The organism is Azospirillum sp., from assembly GCF_035627195.1.
Classification (GTDB): Bacteria; Pseudomonadota; Alphaproteobacteria; order Azospirillales; family Azospirillaceae; genus Azospirillum.
Map to the genome: position 1 here is coordinate 23004 of NZ_DASPMG010000237.1, position 14969 is coordinate 37972.

Annotated in this window: 12 protein-coding genes; 1 reads left to right on the top strand and 11 read right to left on the bottom strand. The window is 71.1% G+C overall.

Annotation, left to right across the window (positions count from 1 at the left end):
• Nucleotides 1-30: 30 nt before the first annotated feature.
• The 4 genes from VED21_RS21460 to VED21_RS21475 all read right to left on the bottom strand — a co-directional run bounded on the left by VED21_RS21460 (nucleotide 31) and on the right by VED21_RS21475 (nucleotide 6751).
• On the bottom strand, nucleotides 31-1158 hold the full coding sequence (locus VED21_RS21460) for an ABC transporter permease (RefSeq protein WP_324885840.1): 1128 nt from the start codon (nucleotides 1156-1158) through the stop codon (nucleotides 31-33).
• Between the two features lie 3 nt (nucleotides 1159-1161).
• Entirely contained in the window at nucleotides 1162-3903 is a 2742-nt protein-coding gene (rbbA, locus tag VED21_RS21465; protein ID WP_324885842.1) for a ribosome-associated ATPase/putative transporter RbbA, read from the bottom strand.
• Nucleotides 3900-4913, bottom strand: coding sequence for an HlyD family secretion protein (locus VED21_RS21470; protein ID WP_324885844.1), 1014 nt, complete (start codon nucleotides 4911-4913; stop codon nucleotides 3900-3902). The genes rbbA and VED21_RS21470 overlap by 4 nt, the downstream gene beginning before the upstream one ends.
• A 212-nt stretch (nucleotides 4914-5125) precedes the next feature.
• Entirely contained in the window at nucleotides 5126-6751 is a 1626-nt protein-coding gene (locus tag VED21_RS21475; RefSeq protein WP_324885846.1) for an alpha-amylase family protein, read from the bottom strand.
• A gap of 92 nt (nucleotides 6752-6843) precedes the next feature.
• Between VED21_RS21475 and VED21_RS21480 the strand changes: the two genes are divergently transcribed.
• Nucleotides 6844-7335 carry a dihydrofolate reductase gene (locus tag VED21_RS21480; RefSeq protein WP_324885848.1) on the top strand — a complete coding sequence of 164 codons (492 nt, stop codon included), beginning with the start codon at nucleotides 6844-6846 and terminating at the stop codon, nucleotides 7333-7335.
• A 136-nt stretch (nucleotides 7336-7471) separates the two neighbouring features.
• Here VED21_RS21480 and VED21_RS21485 read toward each other — a convergent pair whose 3' ends face one another.
• The 7 genes from VED21_RS21485 to VED21_RS21515 form a co-directional block, all read right to left on the bottom strand.
• The gene (locus tag VED21_RS21485; RefSeq protein WP_324885850.1) at nucleotides 7472-8221 is read right to left on the bottom strand and encodes an ABC transporter ATP-binding protein; all 750 of its coding nucleotides are present in this window, start codon (nucleotides 8219-8221) and stop codon (nucleotides 7472-7474) included.
• Complete coding sequence (locus tag VED21_RS21490; RefSeq protein WP_324885852.1) at nucleotides 8209-8961, bottom strand: ABC transporter permease; 753 nt, start codon at nucleotides 8959-8961, stop codon at nucleotides 8209-8211. Before VED21_RS21490 ends, VED21_RS21485 begins: the two co-directional genes overlap by 13 nt.
• Before the next feature lie 4 nt (nucleotides 8962-8965).
• Nucleotides 8966-9979 (bottom strand): ABC transporter substrate-binding protein, encoded by a 1014-nt coding sequence (locus tag VED21_RS21495; protein ID WP_324885854.1) that lies wholly within the window; start codon nucleotides 9977-9979, stop codon nucleotides 8966-8968.
• A 111-nt stretch (nucleotides 9980-10090) separates the two neighbouring features.
• Nucleotides 10091-11359 (bottom strand): amidohydrolase family protein, encoded by a 1269-nt coding sequence (locus tag VED21_RS21500; RefSeq protein ID WP_324885855.1) that lies wholly within the window; start codon nucleotides 11357-11359, stop codon nucleotides 10091-10093.
• The gene (locus tag VED21_RS21505) at nucleotides 11359-12270 is read right to left on the bottom strand and encodes an ABC transporter permease (RefSeq protein ID WP_324885856.1); all 912 of its coding nucleotides are present in this window, start codon (nucleotides 12268-12270) and stop codon (nucleotides 11359-11361) included. The genes VED21_RS21500 and VED21_RS21505 overlap by 1 nt, the downstream gene beginning before the upstream one ends.
• A gap of 3 nt (nucleotides 12271-12273) precedes the next feature.
• The gene (locus VED21_RS21510) at nucleotides 12274-13323 is read right to left on the bottom strand and encodes an ABC transporter permease (RefSeq protein WP_324885857.1); all 1050 of its coding nucleotides are present in this window, start codon (nucleotides 13321-13323) and stop codon (nucleotides 12274-12276) included.
• Nucleotides 13313-14860 (bottom strand): ABC transporter ATP-binding protein, encoded by a 1548-nt coding sequence (locus VED21_RS21515; RefSeq protein WP_324885858.1) that lies wholly within the window; start codon nucleotides 14858-14860, stop codon nucleotides 13313-13315. Before VED21_RS21515 ends, VED21_RS21510 begins: the two co-directional genes overlap by 11 nt.
• Nucleotides 14861-14969: the final 109 nt, after the last annotated feature.

A 14969-nucleotide genomic window follows, 5' to 3' on the forward strand; every position in this document is an offset into this window, starting at 1 on the left:
GGAATAATTGACTTGCGAGGTCGGATTTCCTCAGTGAATGGCCGCCAGATGGCGGCGGAAGCGGCGCAGGCTCCAGGCGAAGAACAGCGCACCGATGCCGGCCACGGCGGCGAAGCGCGGCCACACCACGTCGAACCCGGCGTCGCGGTAGAGGATCGCCTGCGCGAACGCCACGAAATGGGTTGAGGGGGAGAACTGCATGGTGAACCGCAGCGCCGCCGGCATGCTCTCCAGCGGCGTCTCGCCGCCCGACAGCAGGTTCATGGGCAGCACGATCAGGATGAACAGCAGGCCCAGCTGCGGCATAGACCGCGCGATGGTGCCCAGGAAGATGCCCAGCGCCGTGGCGAAGAACAGGTAGAGCGCCGTGCCCAGCAGGAACAGCGGCACCGACCCCGCCAGCGGGATGCCCAGCACGCCCTGAAGCACCACGCGCAGCGACAGCACGGTCAGCGCCAGGATCACCGCCCCGTTGGCCAGCACCTTGGCCGTCATGATCTCCGCCGGCCGCACGGGCATGACCAGCAGATGCTCCAGCGTGCCGTGCTCGCGCTCGCGGATCAGGGCGGCGCCGGCCAGCAGGACGGCCAGCAGCGTGATGTTGTTGATCACCGCCATCACGCCGGTGAACCAGCTGGTCTTCAAGGTCTGGTTGAAGGCGATGCGCAGCGCCAGCCCGACCGGCGCCCCCGTCCCCGGCGCCTCGCGGCGGACGAAGCGGTCCACCTCCTCGGCGACGATGCCCTGGATCTGCTGGGCGCCGATGCCCGCCTGCATCATGGCCGTGGCGTCGATCAGCAGTTGCACCGCCGGGCTGCGGCCGGCCAGCACGTCGGCCTGGAAGTTCGGCGGGATGTCGAGGACGAAGGTGAAGCGCGCGGAATCCATGGCGGCGTCCACCTCCTCCTCGCGGATCAGGGCGGGTGCCCGGAACTCCGGCGCGTGGAAGGCGGAGATCAGGCGCTGCGACAGGGCCGAGCGGTCCTCGTCCACGATGGCGAGCGAGGCGTTGCGCAGCTCGTGCGAGATGCCGGTGGCCTCGCTGTAGACGGACACGGTGAAGGCGTACAGGACGAAGCCCATCATGAAGGCGTCGCGGAACAGGCTGATCCATTCCTTGCGCGCCAGGACGAGGCTGTTGCGGATGAAGCGTCCCATGGCTCACCGCTCCTGCTTGTCGAGGAAGATCAGGCCCAGCACCACCAGCGCCGGCACGAACAGGGCGGTCGCCCCGATGAACGGCAGCAATTCGGCGAAACCCAGCCCCTTGGTGAAGGCGCCCAGGCTGATTTTCAGGAAATGCGTGGTCGGGAACAGCGCCCCCATCACCCACGCCGGCCCGTCCAGCGTGGAGACGGGCTGCAGCATGCCGGAGAACTGGATGGCCGGCATGGTGGTGGCGATGGCGGTGCCGAAGATCGCCGCCGTCTGCGTGCGCGTGAAGGCGGAGATCAGCAGCCCCAGCGCCGTGGTGGCGCACACGTACACGAACCCGCCCAGCAGCAGCCCGGCCACGCTGCCCTTGATCGGCACGCCGAACAGCGTCACCGCCATCCCCACCATCAGCAGCAGGTTGAAGGTCGCCAGCGCCACGTAGGGGATCTGCTTGCCCAGCAGGAATTCCAGCCGCGTCACCGGCGTCACGTACAGGTTGGTGATGGAGCCCAGCTCCTTCTCCCGCACCACGCCGAGTGCGGCCAGGATCGCCGGGATGAAGATCAGCAGGATGCCGATGGTGGACGGCACCATGGCGTCCAGGCTGCGGAACGCCTGGTTGTAGCGGTAGCGCGCCTCCACCGTCGCCGCGGGCGGCGGCAGGTCGACGCCGGCCTCCCGCGCCTTGTCGGTGATGAAGCGCTCGTGCAGGCCGGCGACGTAGCCCTGGATGGTCTCGGCGCGGAAGGGCATGGCGCCGTCGATGCGCACGGCCACCTCCGGCGCCCGGCCGCGCCGCAGGTCGCGCCCGAAGCCCGGCGGGATCTCGATCGCCAGCGCCACGTCGTTCTCCTGCAGCCGCCGGCCCAGTTCCGCCTCGTCGGATATCGGCGGCCTTTCCAGGAAGTAGGGGGAGCCGCTGAACTGCTCGACGTACGCCCGGCTCTCGGGCGTCTGGTCGCGGTCGAGGACCGCGAAGGTCAGGTCCTCCACGTCCATGGTGATGCCGTAGCCGAACACCAGCATCAGCAGCACCGTGCCCAGCAGCGCCACGGTGAGGCGCACCGCGTCGCGCCGCAGCTCCAGCGCCTCGCGCCACGCGTAGGCCAGCAGCCGGCGCGGCGAGAAGGCCCGGCGCTGCTCCGCCGGGCGCTCCACCTTTGCGACCGGAGGGGCCGCGTCGGGAACCCCGCCCTCCGCGTCCGCCGCCGCATGGCGCATGGCGGCGATGAAGGCGTCGTCCAGGGTGGCGGCGTTCTGCTGCCGGCGCAGCTCGTCCGGCGGGCCGACGGCGATGACGCGGCCGGCGTTCATGAAGGCGACGCGGTCGCAGCGCGCCGCCTCGTTCATGAAGTGGGTGGAGACGAAGATCGTTACCCCCTGCTCGCGCGACAGCGCCACGAGGTCGGTCCAGAACAGGTCGCGCGCCACCGGATCGACGCCCGACGTCGGCTCGTCCAGGATCAGCAGCTCCGGCCCGTGCAGGATCGCCACGGCCAGCGACAGCCGCTGCCGCACGCCCAGCGGCAGCCCGTCCGCCACCGCGTCCAGATAGGGTTCGAGGCCGAAGCGGTCGGTGAGATGGTCGAGGCGCTCCGCCGCCCGCGCGCCCGTCAGGTCGAACAGCCGCGCGTGCAGCTCCAGGTTCTGGCGCACGGTCAGTTCGCCGTACAGCGAGAAGGCTTGCGCCATGTAGCCGACGCGGCGGCGCGTTTCCAGGTCCTTGGGCTTGACCGGGGCACCGAACAGCATGGCCTCGCCCGCACTGGCCGGCAGCAGGCCGGTCAGCATCTTCATAGTCGTCGTCTTGCCGCAGCCGTTGGAGCCGAGGAAGCCGAAGATCTCCCCCCGCTCGATGCGGAAGCTGACGCCGTCCACCGCCGTGAATGCGCCGAAGCGCCGCGTCAGGCCGCGCGCCTCGATGGCCGGCGGCCCGTCGCCGTCCGGCCGGCGCGGCGGCACCACCAGCGCCCGGTGCCCGCGCCGCGCCTCCTCCGGCAGCAGGGCGACGAAGGCGCCTTCCAGGTCGTCCGCCCCCGTGCGCGCCTTCAGCTCAGCCGGGGTACCGTCGGCCAGCAGCCGGCCGGCGTGCATCATCAGCACCCGCTCGAACCGCTCCGCCTCGTCCATGTAGGAGGTGGCGACCAGCACCGTCATGCCCGGCCGGCCGGCGCGGATGCGCTCGATCAGCTCCCAGAACTGGCGGCGCGACAGCGGGTCGACGCCGGTGGTCGGCTCGTCCAGGATCAGCAGGTCGGGGTCGTGCAGCAGGGCGCAGCACAGCCCCAGCTTCTGCTTCATGCCGCCCGACAGCTTGCCGGCCAGCCGGTCCGGAAACGGGGCGAGGCCCGTGGCGGCCAGCAGCTCCGCGATGCGCGCGGCGCGGGCGGCGGCGTCCAGGCCGAACAGGCGACCGAAGAACTCCAGGTTCTCGCTCACGCTGAGGTCGGCGTAGAGGTTGCGGCCCAGCCCCTGCGGCATGTAGGCGATGCGCGTCTGCAGCATGGCCCGGCCGCGGGTGTCGCGCATGTCGGTGCCCAACACCGTCACCGTTCCGTCCTGCAGCCGCTTGGCCCCGGCGATCAGGCCGAACAGCGTCGACTTGCCCACCCCGTCCGGCCCGATCAGCGCCACGCTGGCGGCCGGCGGCAGGCTGAGCGCCACGCCGTCCAGCGCCACCGTGCCGCCGTAGCGGTGGCGCACGCCCTCCACCACCACGGCCGGACCGGCGGCAAGGCCGGCGGTCATGACTGCGGCGCCCCCGCCGCCGTCCCGTCCCGCGTCAGGCGCGATTCCAGCCAGTCCGGCCACGCCACGCCCGCGTCCAGCTTCACGTAGGCGACACCGGTGATGCCGGTCTTCACCCGCTCGATGTATTTGGTCACCAGCGCCTCGGGGATGCGGGCCTTGACGCGGAACATCATGCGGTCGCGTTCGGATCGGGTCTCCACCTGCTTGGGCGTGAACTGCGCGCGCGGCGCCACGAAGGACACCTGCGCCGGCACGGCGAGGTCGGGCAGCGCGTCCAGCAGCACCCGCGCCTCCGCCCCCAGCGCCAGCGGCCCCACCTGATCGGTCGGCAGGAAGAAGGTCATGTGCACGTTGGAGAGGTCGAGCAGCGTCACCACCTTGCCGCCGGCCGCCAGCACCTCGCCCGGCTCGGCCAGCCGGTAGAGCACGCGCCCCTTGCGCGGCGCCTTCAGCGTGCCGTCGGCCACCAGCTCCTGCAGCCGGTCCACCTCGGCCACGGCGGCGCCGATGGCCTCGGCGGCGTTGTCGCGCTGGCTGCGCGCGGCGGTCAGCGCGGCGTCCGCCGTGCGGCGCTGGTTGCGCGCCTGATCGACGCGCTGCTGCGAGACGTGGCCCTTGCCGAACAGCACCAGCGCCCGTTCCAGCTCCTTGGCGGCGAAGTCGGCCTCGCTCACGCGCTGGGCGATCACGGCCTCGGCCGTGGCCTGCGCCTGCCGGGCTTGGCGCAGTTGCGCCTGCGCGGCGCGCAGCTGCGCCTCCAGGTCGCGGATGTCCAGGCGGGCGATCACCGCGCCGGCATCCACGAGGTCGCCCTCCTCCGCCGTCACCTCGGCGACGCGGGCGGCGTACTTGGTGGCGATGTCGATCTCGTTGGCCTCGATGCGGCCGTTGCCGGACACGATGCCGGCCGGCAGCCGGCGCGTCTGCATGGCGTCCCACGCCACGTAGGCACCCACGGCGCCGAGGATCAGGACGAGGGCGGCGAGGATCAAGGATTTCGTTTTCACGGCCGTTCTCCCGAACCGGCGGCCGTTGGGCAGGGAAAGGCGATGCGCGGAGGGTACGGCCGTGCAACCGGCCGGCTGCCAACGGACTTTCGAACAAAAGGCTTTCGGACACGAAAGGTTCGATTATTTCAAACCCCTCCCGCCGGCCCGTCAAGGGCGCGGAGTGACGCGGACGACCGTGCAGGCCAGCCGCGTGCGGGGCGCATGGAACCCTACCCCGGCCGCCGATCCCCACCGTCCACGCGGAACCAGCGGAAGCCGTAGCCGCGCAAGGCGATGGCCTCGCCCCCCTTCGGATACGGGTCGTCGCCCGCGATCTCCACCAGCCGCCCCCGTTCCCCCTTGTCAAGCGGCAGCGTCACGGACACCTCGCGGTCGGACAGGTTGTTCAGCACCACCACGCTGTTGCGCCCGTCGCAGCGGTGGGCCAGCACGGCGGGCTCCCCGGTGTCCAGGATCGTCATCCGCCCCACCCCCACCTCCTCGCAGCTGCGCCGCACGCGGATCAACCGCTCGATGCGGTTGAGCAGCGAGCCGGGGTCGAGGCGCTGGGCCTGCACGTTCAGCCGCTCGTACCCGCAAGGCCCACCGCTGATCACCGGGCGCACCAGCCTGTCGGCCGGTGCCGTGGAGAAACCGCCGTTGGCGTCGTTCGACCACTGCATGGGCGTGCGCACCGCCAGCCGCTCCTTCAGCGAAAGGTCGTCCCCCATGCCGATCTCGTCGCCATAGCGGATGACCTGCGCGCCGGGCAGGCTGAAGCACAGGCTGTGCGCCATCAGGATGCGCCACGCGTCGTTGCCCAGCATGGGGGCGAGGCGGCGGCGGATGCCGCGGTCGTAGATCTGCATGCACGGGTCCGGGCCGAAGGCGGCGTAGACCTCCTGCCGGTCGGCGTCGCTCAGCCGGCCCAGGTCCTGCTCGTCGTGCAGGCGCAGGAACTGCGCCCACTGCGTGTGCGGCGGGATCGGCGGCAGCTCGCGCAACGCCTTGGCCAACGGGGCCGCCTCCATCCGCGCCAGCGCCAAGTAGAGCGGCTGGTTGACCAGGAAGTTGAACAGCATGTGCATGCGGTGGCCGCCGCCGAAGTAGTCGCCGATGTGCTCGGCCGTCACGTTGGCCTCGGCCAGCAGGATGGCGTCGCCCTGGCGCCAGGACAGGAAGGTCTGCATCTCCTCCAGGAACTCGAACATCGCCTTGCCCTGCGGCCCCTCGCCGCTGGTCAACTCGATCAGGAACGGGGCGGCGTCGACGCGGAAGCCGGCCACCCCCAGCTCCGTCCAGAATCCCATGATGCGCAGGATCTCGTCGCGCACGGCCGGGTTGGCGATGTTCAGGTCCGGCTGATGGCAGAAGAAGCGGTGGAAGTAGTAGGCCTGCGCCTGCTCGTTCCAGGTCCAGGTGGTCTCCTGCACGCCGGGGAAGACCATGCCCTGGTCGGCGTCCTTCGGCCGCTCCTTCGACCAGATGTAGAAGTCGCGGTAGCGCGAGTTGGGATCGGCGCAGGCCGCCTTGAACCACGGATGCTCGATGGAGGTGTGGTTGACCACCAGATCGATGATCAGGCGGATGCCGCGGTCCCGCAGCGCGTGCGTGAAGGCGACGAAGTCGCCCAGCGTGCCCAGGCGCGGGTCCACGGTGTAGAAGTCGGCGACGTCGTACCCGTCGTCCAGGTTCGGCGTCGGCTGGAACGGCTGCAGCCACACGCAGGTGACGCCCAGCGTTTCCAGGTGGTCGAGCCGGTCGGTCAGGCCGCGGAAATCGCCGATGCCGTCACCGTCGCCGTCCATGAAGGTTTCGACGTCCAGGCAATAGATGACCGCGTTCTCGAACCACATGGCTGCCCTCCCCCGTGTTGTGGGAGAATCAACCCCGCACCCGCCGACTTGTGCCCGGAAGGGCGCCGCAACCGAGAAAGGAAGAGGCCGGAATGCGCATCAGTCTGGTGGTGGCCGCCGCGCGCAACGGCGTGATCGGCCGCAACGGCGCCCTGCCCTGGCACCTGCCGGGCGACCTCAGGCGCTTCAAGGAGCTGACGCTGGGCAAGCCGACGCTGATGGGCCGCCGCACCTGGGATTCGCTGCCCCGCCGCCCCCTGCCCGGCCGCGAGAACATCGTGCTGAGCCGCAGCTGCGAACCCGGCGCCCATGACGGGGCGTCGTGGTTCCATGACCTGGGCGCCGCCATCGAGCACGCGCGGTCTTCCGGCGCAGAAGAACTGTGCGTGATCGGCGGGGCCGAGGTCTTCGCCGAGGCCCTGCCGCTGGCCGACGTGATCCACCTGACCGCCATCGAGCAGGACATGGACGGCGACACCATCATGCCGCCGTGGGGCGAGGGCTGGGTGGAGGTGCGCGCAACGCCGGTGCAGCACGAGAACGGGCTGGCGTTCCGGTATGTGGATTACGAGCGGGTGCGGTGAGGTCCGATGCCCCCTCCCGCCCTCCGCTTGCGCTCCGGGCACCCTCCCCCTCTTCGAGGTGGAGGGTTTGTCGGCTGGCGGCGGAGTTCCCTCCACCGCAGCGCGGGGGAGGGTTAGGGAGGGGGCAAAAAACTCCTCAAATGCTGTAGTTGTCCGCGATCCCCGCCTCGATCCGCGCCACCTGGTCGCGGAACAGGTCGCCGTCGCGCCGACGCTCGGCGCGGTGGCCGTTGGTGATGTCCTGCGTCACCTGCGCCGGGCTGCCGCCCAGCAGCAGGATGCGGTCGGCCAGATAGACCGCCTCCTCGATGTCGTGGGTGACGAACAGCACAGTCTTGCCGGTCTCCGCGTGGATGCGGCGCAACTCGTCCTGCAAGGCGCGGCGGGTGATGGCGTCGAGCGCGCCGAACGGCTCGTCCATCAGCAGGATTTCCGGATCCACGGCCAGCGCCCGGGCGATGCCGACGCGCTGGCGCTGGCCGCCCGACAGCTCGTAGGGCCAGCGCCCGCCGTAGTCGTCCAGCCGCACCAGCCGCAGCGCCTCGCGCACCCGCTCCTCCCGCTCGGCGCGGCCCAGCGGCAGGCCCTCCAGCCCGAAGTGCACGTTGCGCGATACGCGCCGCCAGGGCAGCAGGCGCGGGTCCTGGAAGACGAGGCCGACGGGGCGGCGCCCCGCGCGCTCCTCCGCGTTGATGATCACGCGGCCGGCGCTGGCCTGATGCAGGCCGGCGACCACGCGCAGCAGGGTCGACTTACCGACGCCCGACGGCCCGACGATGGCGACGAAGCTGCCGCGCTCCACGCTGACGCTGACATCGGCCAGAACCGGCGGCTTCCCCCGGCCGTAGCCGAGCGTCACGCCAGAGAGTTCGATCACCGCTGCCATGCCAGCACCCGCGTCTGCACGCGCACGAACAGGAAGTCGGAAATCCCGTACAGCAGCGCGATGGTCACCATGTAGAGAACCACGATGTGGGTGGCGAGCAGGCCGGAGGCCTCCATCATCCGCATGCCCACGCCGGGGATGCCGAAGAGCTCGGCCGCCACCACGGTCATCCAGCCCTGCCCCAGCCCGGCGCGCAGGCCGGCCAGGATGCCCGGCAAGGCACCCGGCAGGATGATCTTGAACAGCCGCGGCACCAGCCCGCCCTGGCCGAAGGCGTAGCCCAGCTCAACCAGATCCTTGTCGACGCTGCTGACCGCGGCGAAGGTGGCGAAGTAGTTGATCCAGAACACCGTCAACGCGATCAGGAACGCGGCGGAGCTTTCCGACACGCCGAACCAGATGATGGCGAAGGGGATCCAGGCGATGGCCGGGATGGGGCGCAGCATGCGCACCACGCCGGCCTGCAGCGCGTTGAACACCGGCGACAGCGCCGCCGCCGTGCCCGCCGCGATGCCCAGGAACGACCCCAGCGCCAGCCCGGACAGGTAGTGCGACAGGCTGGCCATCACCATCGCCTGCCACTGGCCGTTCCTCACCTCCGCCAGGAAGGCGGCGGGCACGGCGCTGGGCGACGGCAGCAGGCGCGACGGCACGATCCCGCTGCGCGCCAACCCCTCCCACGCCAGCAGGAAGACCAGGACGCCGAGCGCCGACAGCAGGGCGACGGTGCGCTTGTTCATCGTCTTATTTCGCGGCGTCGTAGAAGCGGAAGTCGAACGCCTCTTCCACCGGGGTCGGCGCGGCGGCGGTGCCGATCTCCAGTTGGAAGGCCTGCATGGCCTTCACGGCGGCGACGATGGCGTGCGGGTCGGCGGTGAACTTGCTGGCCGGCGACTTCAGCGCCGCCTCCAGCACCTCCGGCTCGACGAGGCCCTTGCCCAGGTGCTCGTTCGACAGGGCGGCGGCGCGCTTGGGATCCTTGGACACCACGTCCACCGCGCGCTTGTGCAGGGTTACGAAGCGCTGCACGGCGTCGGCCTTGCCGCGCAGCAGTTCGCCGCGCGCGGCCACCACGGTGCCGGGCTGGCCGGGGAACATCTCGTTGCCCAGCGCCAGGATGGCGGCGGCCGGGTCGGCGTTGCGCACGATGGTGATGGTCGGCTCGCGGATGTCGGCGGCGTCCAGCGCGCCGGCCATCAGCGCCTGCTGCGTCTTCTCGATGCCCATCGGCACGATCTCGACGATCGCCGGGTCCAGCTTGGCGACCTTGAACAGCCAGTGGCGCAGCACCGTGTCCGGCACCGAACCGGCCGGCTGCGTGCCGAACTTGATCTTGCGGCCGGTCTGCGCGGCCAGTTCCTTCACCGCCTCGGCCGCCGGCTTGTCCTTGGCCAGCTTGGCCAGCGGGCCGCGGGCGACCAGCACCAGCTCTTCCACCGCCGAGTTGGCGACGACGGACACGTCCACGCCCTTGGACCGCGCCACCACCACCGGCGCCACGCCGGCGTACATCACGTCGATCTGCCCGGCGGCCAGGGCCTGGATGGCGGCGGGGCCGTCGACGAAGCGGGTCAGCTTGACGTCCAGCCCTTCCTGCTTGGCCCAGCCCTCGCCGGTCAGCACGAACAGCGGTGCCGCGGCGAGGATCGGGATGTAGCCGACCGAGATCGTCACCGGATCGGCGGCGCGCGCGGCGGGCGACGTGAACGCCGCGACGGCGGCGACGGCCAGCGCGGCAAGGCGGGTGGTCAGCGACATGGGGCGAGGCTCCTTCGTACGGTGCCCCAGATGTATCCACATTCCCACCGGCTTCCAAGGGAAATATTTTACATTTTCACATGTCCATAACGTTCAATGCGCCGACGCCGGTCATGAGAACGTCACCGACGCCGGCCGGCCGGGCAGGTCCAGCTCCGCCTGCACGGGTGCGCAGCGGCTGATCACCGCGCCCCGGCGCAGCACGAACAGGCGCGCGGCGCGGGTGCGGATCGCCGCCACCGGGTCGGCGGCCTGCAGCACCACCAGATCCGCATGGCAGCCCGGCTCCAGCCCATAGCCGTCCAGGTGCAGCAGCTTCGCCGGGTTCTCCGTCACCGCGCGGAAACAGGCGGTGATGCCGTCGCTGCCCGTCATCTGCGCCACGTGCAGGCCCATGTGCGCGACCTCCAGCATGTCGCCGGTGCCCAGCGGGTACCACGGGTCCATCACGCAGTCGTGGCCCAGCGCCACGGTCAGCCCGGCGGCCATCAGCTCCGGCACCCGCGTCATGCCGCGCCGCTTGGGGTAGGTGTCGTGCCGGCCCTGCAGGACGATGTTGATCAGCGGGTTGCTGATCACGCCCAGGTCGGCCTCCGCCATCAGCGGAATGAGCTTGGAGACGTAGTAATTGTCCATAGAATGCATGGAGGTGAGGTGCGATCCCGTCACCCGCCCCTGCATGCCCAGCCGCTGCGCCTCATAGGCCAGCGTCTCGACATGGCGCGACAGCGGATCGTCCGACTCGTCGCAGTGCATATCGACCAGCAGCCCGCGCTCCGCCGCGATCCCGCACAGCAGCCGTACGGATTCCGCCCCGTCCGCCATGGTGCGTTCGAAGTGCGGGATGCCGCCCACCACGTCCACACCCATGTCCAGCGCCCGCTTCAACAGGTCCACCGCGCCGGGGGAGCGCAACACCCCGTCCTGCGGGAAGGCCACCAGCTGCAGGTCGATGTACGGCGCCACGCGCCTCTTCACCTCCAGCAGCGCTTCGGTGGCCAGCAGGCGCGGGTCGCAGACGTCCACGTGGCTACGGATCGCCAGCAGGCCGCGCGCCACCGCCCAGTCGCAGTAGGCCAGCGCCCGCTCGATGATGGCGTCCTGCACCAGCGTCGGCTTCAGCTCGCCCCACAGCGCGATGCCCTCCAGCAGCGTGCCGGAGCGGTTGACGCGCGGGATGCCGTAGCTGAGCGTCGAGTCCATGTGGAAGTGCGCGTCCACGAACGGCGGCGTGACCAGCCGCCCGGTGGCGTCGATCTCCGCGCCCGCCTCGCCCGCAAGGTTCGGCTCCACGGCGGCGATGCGCCCCTGGCGGACGCCGATGTCGACGCCTGCGCGCCCGTCCGGCAGGTTGGCGCGGCGGATGACCAGATCGAACATCAGCGTTCTCCCTTGCGATACGGCACCATCAGGGCGCGCGGGTAGGCGGCCCGGCGCGCCACCAGAACCAGCGCCAGGATGCTCAACAGGTACGGCAGCATCAGGAACACCTGGTAGGGCAGCACCCCGCCGGTCATCTGCTGCAAGCGCAGCTGGAAGGCGTCGAAGGCCGCGAACAGCAGGGCGCCCAGCAGCGCCTTGCCCGGCCGCCAGGAGGCGAAGACCACCAGCGCCACGCAGATCCAGCCGCGCCCGTTGACCATGTTGAAGAAGAAGGCGTTGAAGGCCGACAGCGTCAGGAACGCCCCCGCCAGCCCCATGAGCGCGCTGCCCGCGACCACCGCCCCCATACGCACGGCCGTGACGTTCAGCCCCTGCGCCTCGGCAGCATCCGGGTTCTCACCCACCATGCGCACGGCCAGCCCGACCGGCGTGCGGTACAGCACGTACGCCACCACCGCCACCAGCACGGCGGCGAGGTACGTCAGCGGCGTCTGCGCCAGCGGTCCCGGCAGGTCCAGCGGCTGGAACGGCACGATGGTCGGCGGCGTGCTCGCCTGCGGCAGCGCCAGCCGGTAGACGAAGTAGGACAGGCTGGTGCCCAGCAGCGTCACACCGATGCCCGCCACGTGCTGCGACAGCCCCAGCGGCACGGTGAGGCACGCGTGCAGCAGCCCCATCAGCGCCCCGCACCCCATCGCCACCAGCACGCCGGCCCACAGGTCGGCCCCCTGGTACACCGCCATCCAGCCGGCCATGGCGCCCAGCACCATGATCCCCTCGATGCCCAGGTTCAGCACCCCGGCGCGCTCGCACAGCAGCTCCCCCAGCGTGCCCAGCACATAGGGCGTGGCGATGCGCAGCACGGCGGTCCAGAACGCGGCGGAGACGAGGACGTCCAGTATTTCCATGCCTCACCCCCGCCGCAGGCGATAGCGCGCCAGCAACCCGGCCACCAGCATGCACAGCAGGCTCGTGGCGACCAGCACGTCGGCGATGTAGTTGGGCACCGGCATGGCGCGGCTCATGGCATCGGCACCCACGAAGATGCCGGCGATGAACAGCGCCGCCCCCACCACGCCCAGCGGGTGCAGCTGCGCCAGCATGGCGACGACGATGCCCGAATAGCCGAACCCCGGCGACAGGTCGAGCGTGAGATACCCCTTCAACCCCGTCACCTCCGCCGCCCCCGCCAGCCCGGCCAAACCGCCGGACAGCAGCGCCGTGCGCAGCATGACGCGCGTCACCGGCATGCCGGCGAACGCCGCCGCGCGCGGGTTGGCGCCCACCGCCCGGTTCTCGTAGCCCCAGATGGTCCGCGTGTCGATCAGCCACAGCAGCACCGCCAAGGCGAGCGCAATTACCAGCCCGGTGTGCAGCCGCGTGCGCGCCACCAGCTTCGGCAGCTCCGCCGCCTCCACCACCGGCGCCGACTGCGGCCAGCCCATGCCCATGGGGTCCTTCAAGGCACCCTCCAGCAGCATGGAGACGAACAGCAGCACGACGAAGTTCAGCAGCAGCGTCGTCACCACCTCGTCCACGCCGAAGCGCACCTTCAGCACGGCCGGCCCCAGCAGCGTCAGCCCGCCCGCCAGCGCACCGGCCAGCAGCACCACGGGCAGCAGCAGCCAGAACGGCAGGTTCAGCATCCCGCCCCCCAGCACCACGGCGGCCAGCGCGCCCATGTACAGCTGCCCCTCCGCCCCGATGTTCCACAGCTTGGTGCGGAACGCCACGGCGGCGGCGAGCCCGGTGAGGATCAGCGGCGTGGCGCGCGTCAGCGTTTCGGTCAACGCGAAGCGCGAGCCGACCGCCCCCTCCACCAGCAGCCCATAGGCCGTCAGCACCGGCGCCCCGGTCCAGGCGACCAGCAGGGCGCACAGCGCCAGCGCCGCCATGACCGCGCCCAGGGGCGCCAGGATGCGCACGGCCAGCGGCGTGTGCGTGCGCGGTTCAAGCCGCATCGGCGATCTCCGACAGAACTTCCCAATGCCCGGCCATCAGCAGGCCCAGCTGGCGCACCGACACGCGGTCGTGCGGCAGCAGCGGCGTGATGCGGCCGTGGTAGACCACGGCGATGCAGTCGGCCACCGCCAGGATCTCGTCCAGATCCTCGGAGATCAGCAGCACCCCCGCCCCCGCCGCCCGCGCCTCCAGCAGGCGCCCGTGCACGTAGGACACCGCACCCACGTCCAGCCCGCGCGTCGGCTGGCTGGCCAGGATCAGGTCGGGGCCGTAGGCCAGCGTGCGGCCCAGGATCAGCTTCTGCATGTTGCCGCCGGACAGCAGCTGCGTGCGCGCGTCCGGCCCCGGGCAGCGCACGTCGAAGGCGCGGATCGCCTCCTCCGCCGTGCGGCGGGCGGCGGCGCGCTTCAGCACGCCCCAGCGCTGGAACGCGGGATCGCGGTAGCGCTCGGCGATCAGGTTCTCCCAGACGGCCATGGAGCCGACGAGGCCGGCGGCGTGCCGGTCCTCCGGAATGCGCGCCACGCCGCGCCGCACCATGGCCGCCGCGTCGGCCGCGCGCACCGCCTGCCCCTTCAGCGCCAGCGTGCCGCCGTCCGGCACGATCAGGCCGCTGACCAGATCGGCCAACGCCGTCTGCCCGTTGCCGGACACCCCGGCGATGCCGACGATCTGGTGGCGGCGCACCGTCAGGTCCGCCCCGTCCAGGTGCGGCCGGCCGTGCCCGGACAGCACCGTGACCTCCTTCAGCTCCAGCACCGATTCCCCCGGCGCCATGGGGGCGGGTGTCGGCGGCTTCACCGCGCGGCCGACCATCAACTCGGCCAACTCCTCGCGGCTGGTCCCGGCCACGGCGCGGGTGGCGACCAGCCGGCCGCCGCGCAGCACCGCCACCGTGTCGCTGACCGCGAAGACCTCGTGCATCTTGTGGCTGATGAACACCACGGCCAGCCCGTCGGCCGTCAGCCGGCGCAGCGTGTCGAACAGGCCGGTGGCCTCCTGCGGCGTCAGCACGGCGGTGGGCTCGTCCAGGATCAGGATTCGGGCGTCGCGGTAGAGCGCCTTCAGGATCTCCACCCGCTGCCGCTCGCCCACCGACAAATCGCCCACCAGCGCGTCGGGGCGCACGCCCAGGCCGAAGCGATCGGCCAGTTCCAGCAGGCGCCGCCGCGCGCCGGCACGATCCGACCGGAAGCGCCACAGCGGTTCGGTGCCCACGGCGACGTTGTCGAGCACCGACAGATTGTCGGCCAGCGTGAAGTGCTGGTGCACCATGCCGATGCCCGCGGCCAGCGCCGCCTTCGGCGACCCCGGCGGCAAGGGCTGGCCGAACGCCTCGACGGTCCCTTCGTCGGCCACGTAATGGCCGAACAGGATGTTCATCAGCGTGGTCTTGCCGGCCCCGTTCTCGCCCAGCAGCGCCAGCACCTCGCCCGCGTGCAGCGTCAGCGAGATGCCGTCGTTGGCGACGAGCGGACCAAAGCGCTTGGTGATGCCGGTGAGGCGAAGGACGGCCGGCTGGATGGGATTGGTCATGGCTTTGCGAGCGGTTGCCCCCTCCCCATTCCTCCCCCGCTTTGCGGTGGAGGGGGCAGAGCGGCGGAGTTCCCTCCACCTCGAAGAGGGGGAGGGTTAGGGAGGGGGC

Excerpts from the sequence above, each read along its gene's own strand:
- VED21_RS21460 (WP_324885840.1), bottom strand. The coding sequence starts at position 1,158 with ATGGGACGCTTCATCCGCAACAGCCTCGTCCTGGCGCGCAAGGAATGG.
- rbbA (WP_324885842.1), bottom strand. The coding sequence starts at position 3,903 with ATGACCGCCGGCCTTGCCGCCGGTCCGGCCGTGGTGGTGGAGGGCGTG.
- VED21_RS21475 (WP_324885846.1), bottom strand. The coding sequence starts at position 6,751 with ATGTGGTTCGAGAACGCGGTCATCTATTGCCTGGACGTCGAAACCTTC.
- VED21_RS21480 (WP_324885848.1), top strand. The coding sequence starts at position 6,844 with ATGCGCATCAGTCTGGTGGTGGCCGCCGCGCGCAACGGCGTGATCGGC.
- VED21_RS21485 (WP_324885850.1), bottom strand. The coding sequence starts at position 8,221 with ATGGCAGCGGTGATCGAACTCTCTGGCGTGACGCTCGGCTACGGCCGG.
- VED21_RS21490 (WP_324885852.1), bottom strand. The coding sequence starts at position 8,961 with ATGAACAAGCGCACCGTCGCCCTGCTGTCGGCGCTCGGCGTCCTGGTC.
- VED21_RS21495 (WP_324885854.1), bottom strand. The coding sequence starts at position 9,979 with ATGTCGCTGACCACCCGCCTTGCCGCGCTGGCCGTCGCCGCCGTCGCG.
- VED21_RS21500 (WP_324885855.1), bottom strand. The coding sequence starts at position 11,359 with ATGTTCGATCTGGTCATCCGCCGCGCCAACCTGCCGGACGGGCGCGCA.
- VED21_RS21505 (WP_324885856.1), bottom strand. The coding sequence starts at position 12,270 with ATGGAAATACTGGACGTCCTCGTCTCCGCCGCGTTCTGGACCGCCGTG.
- VED21_RS21510 (WP_324885857.1), bottom strand. The coding sequence starts at position 13,323 with ATGCGGCTTGAACCGCGCACGCACACGCCGCTGGCCGTGCGCATCCTG.
- VED21_RS21515 (WP_324885858.1), bottom strand. The coding sequence starts at position 14,860 with ATGACCAATCCCATCCAGCCGGCCGTCCTTCGCCTCACCGGCATCACC.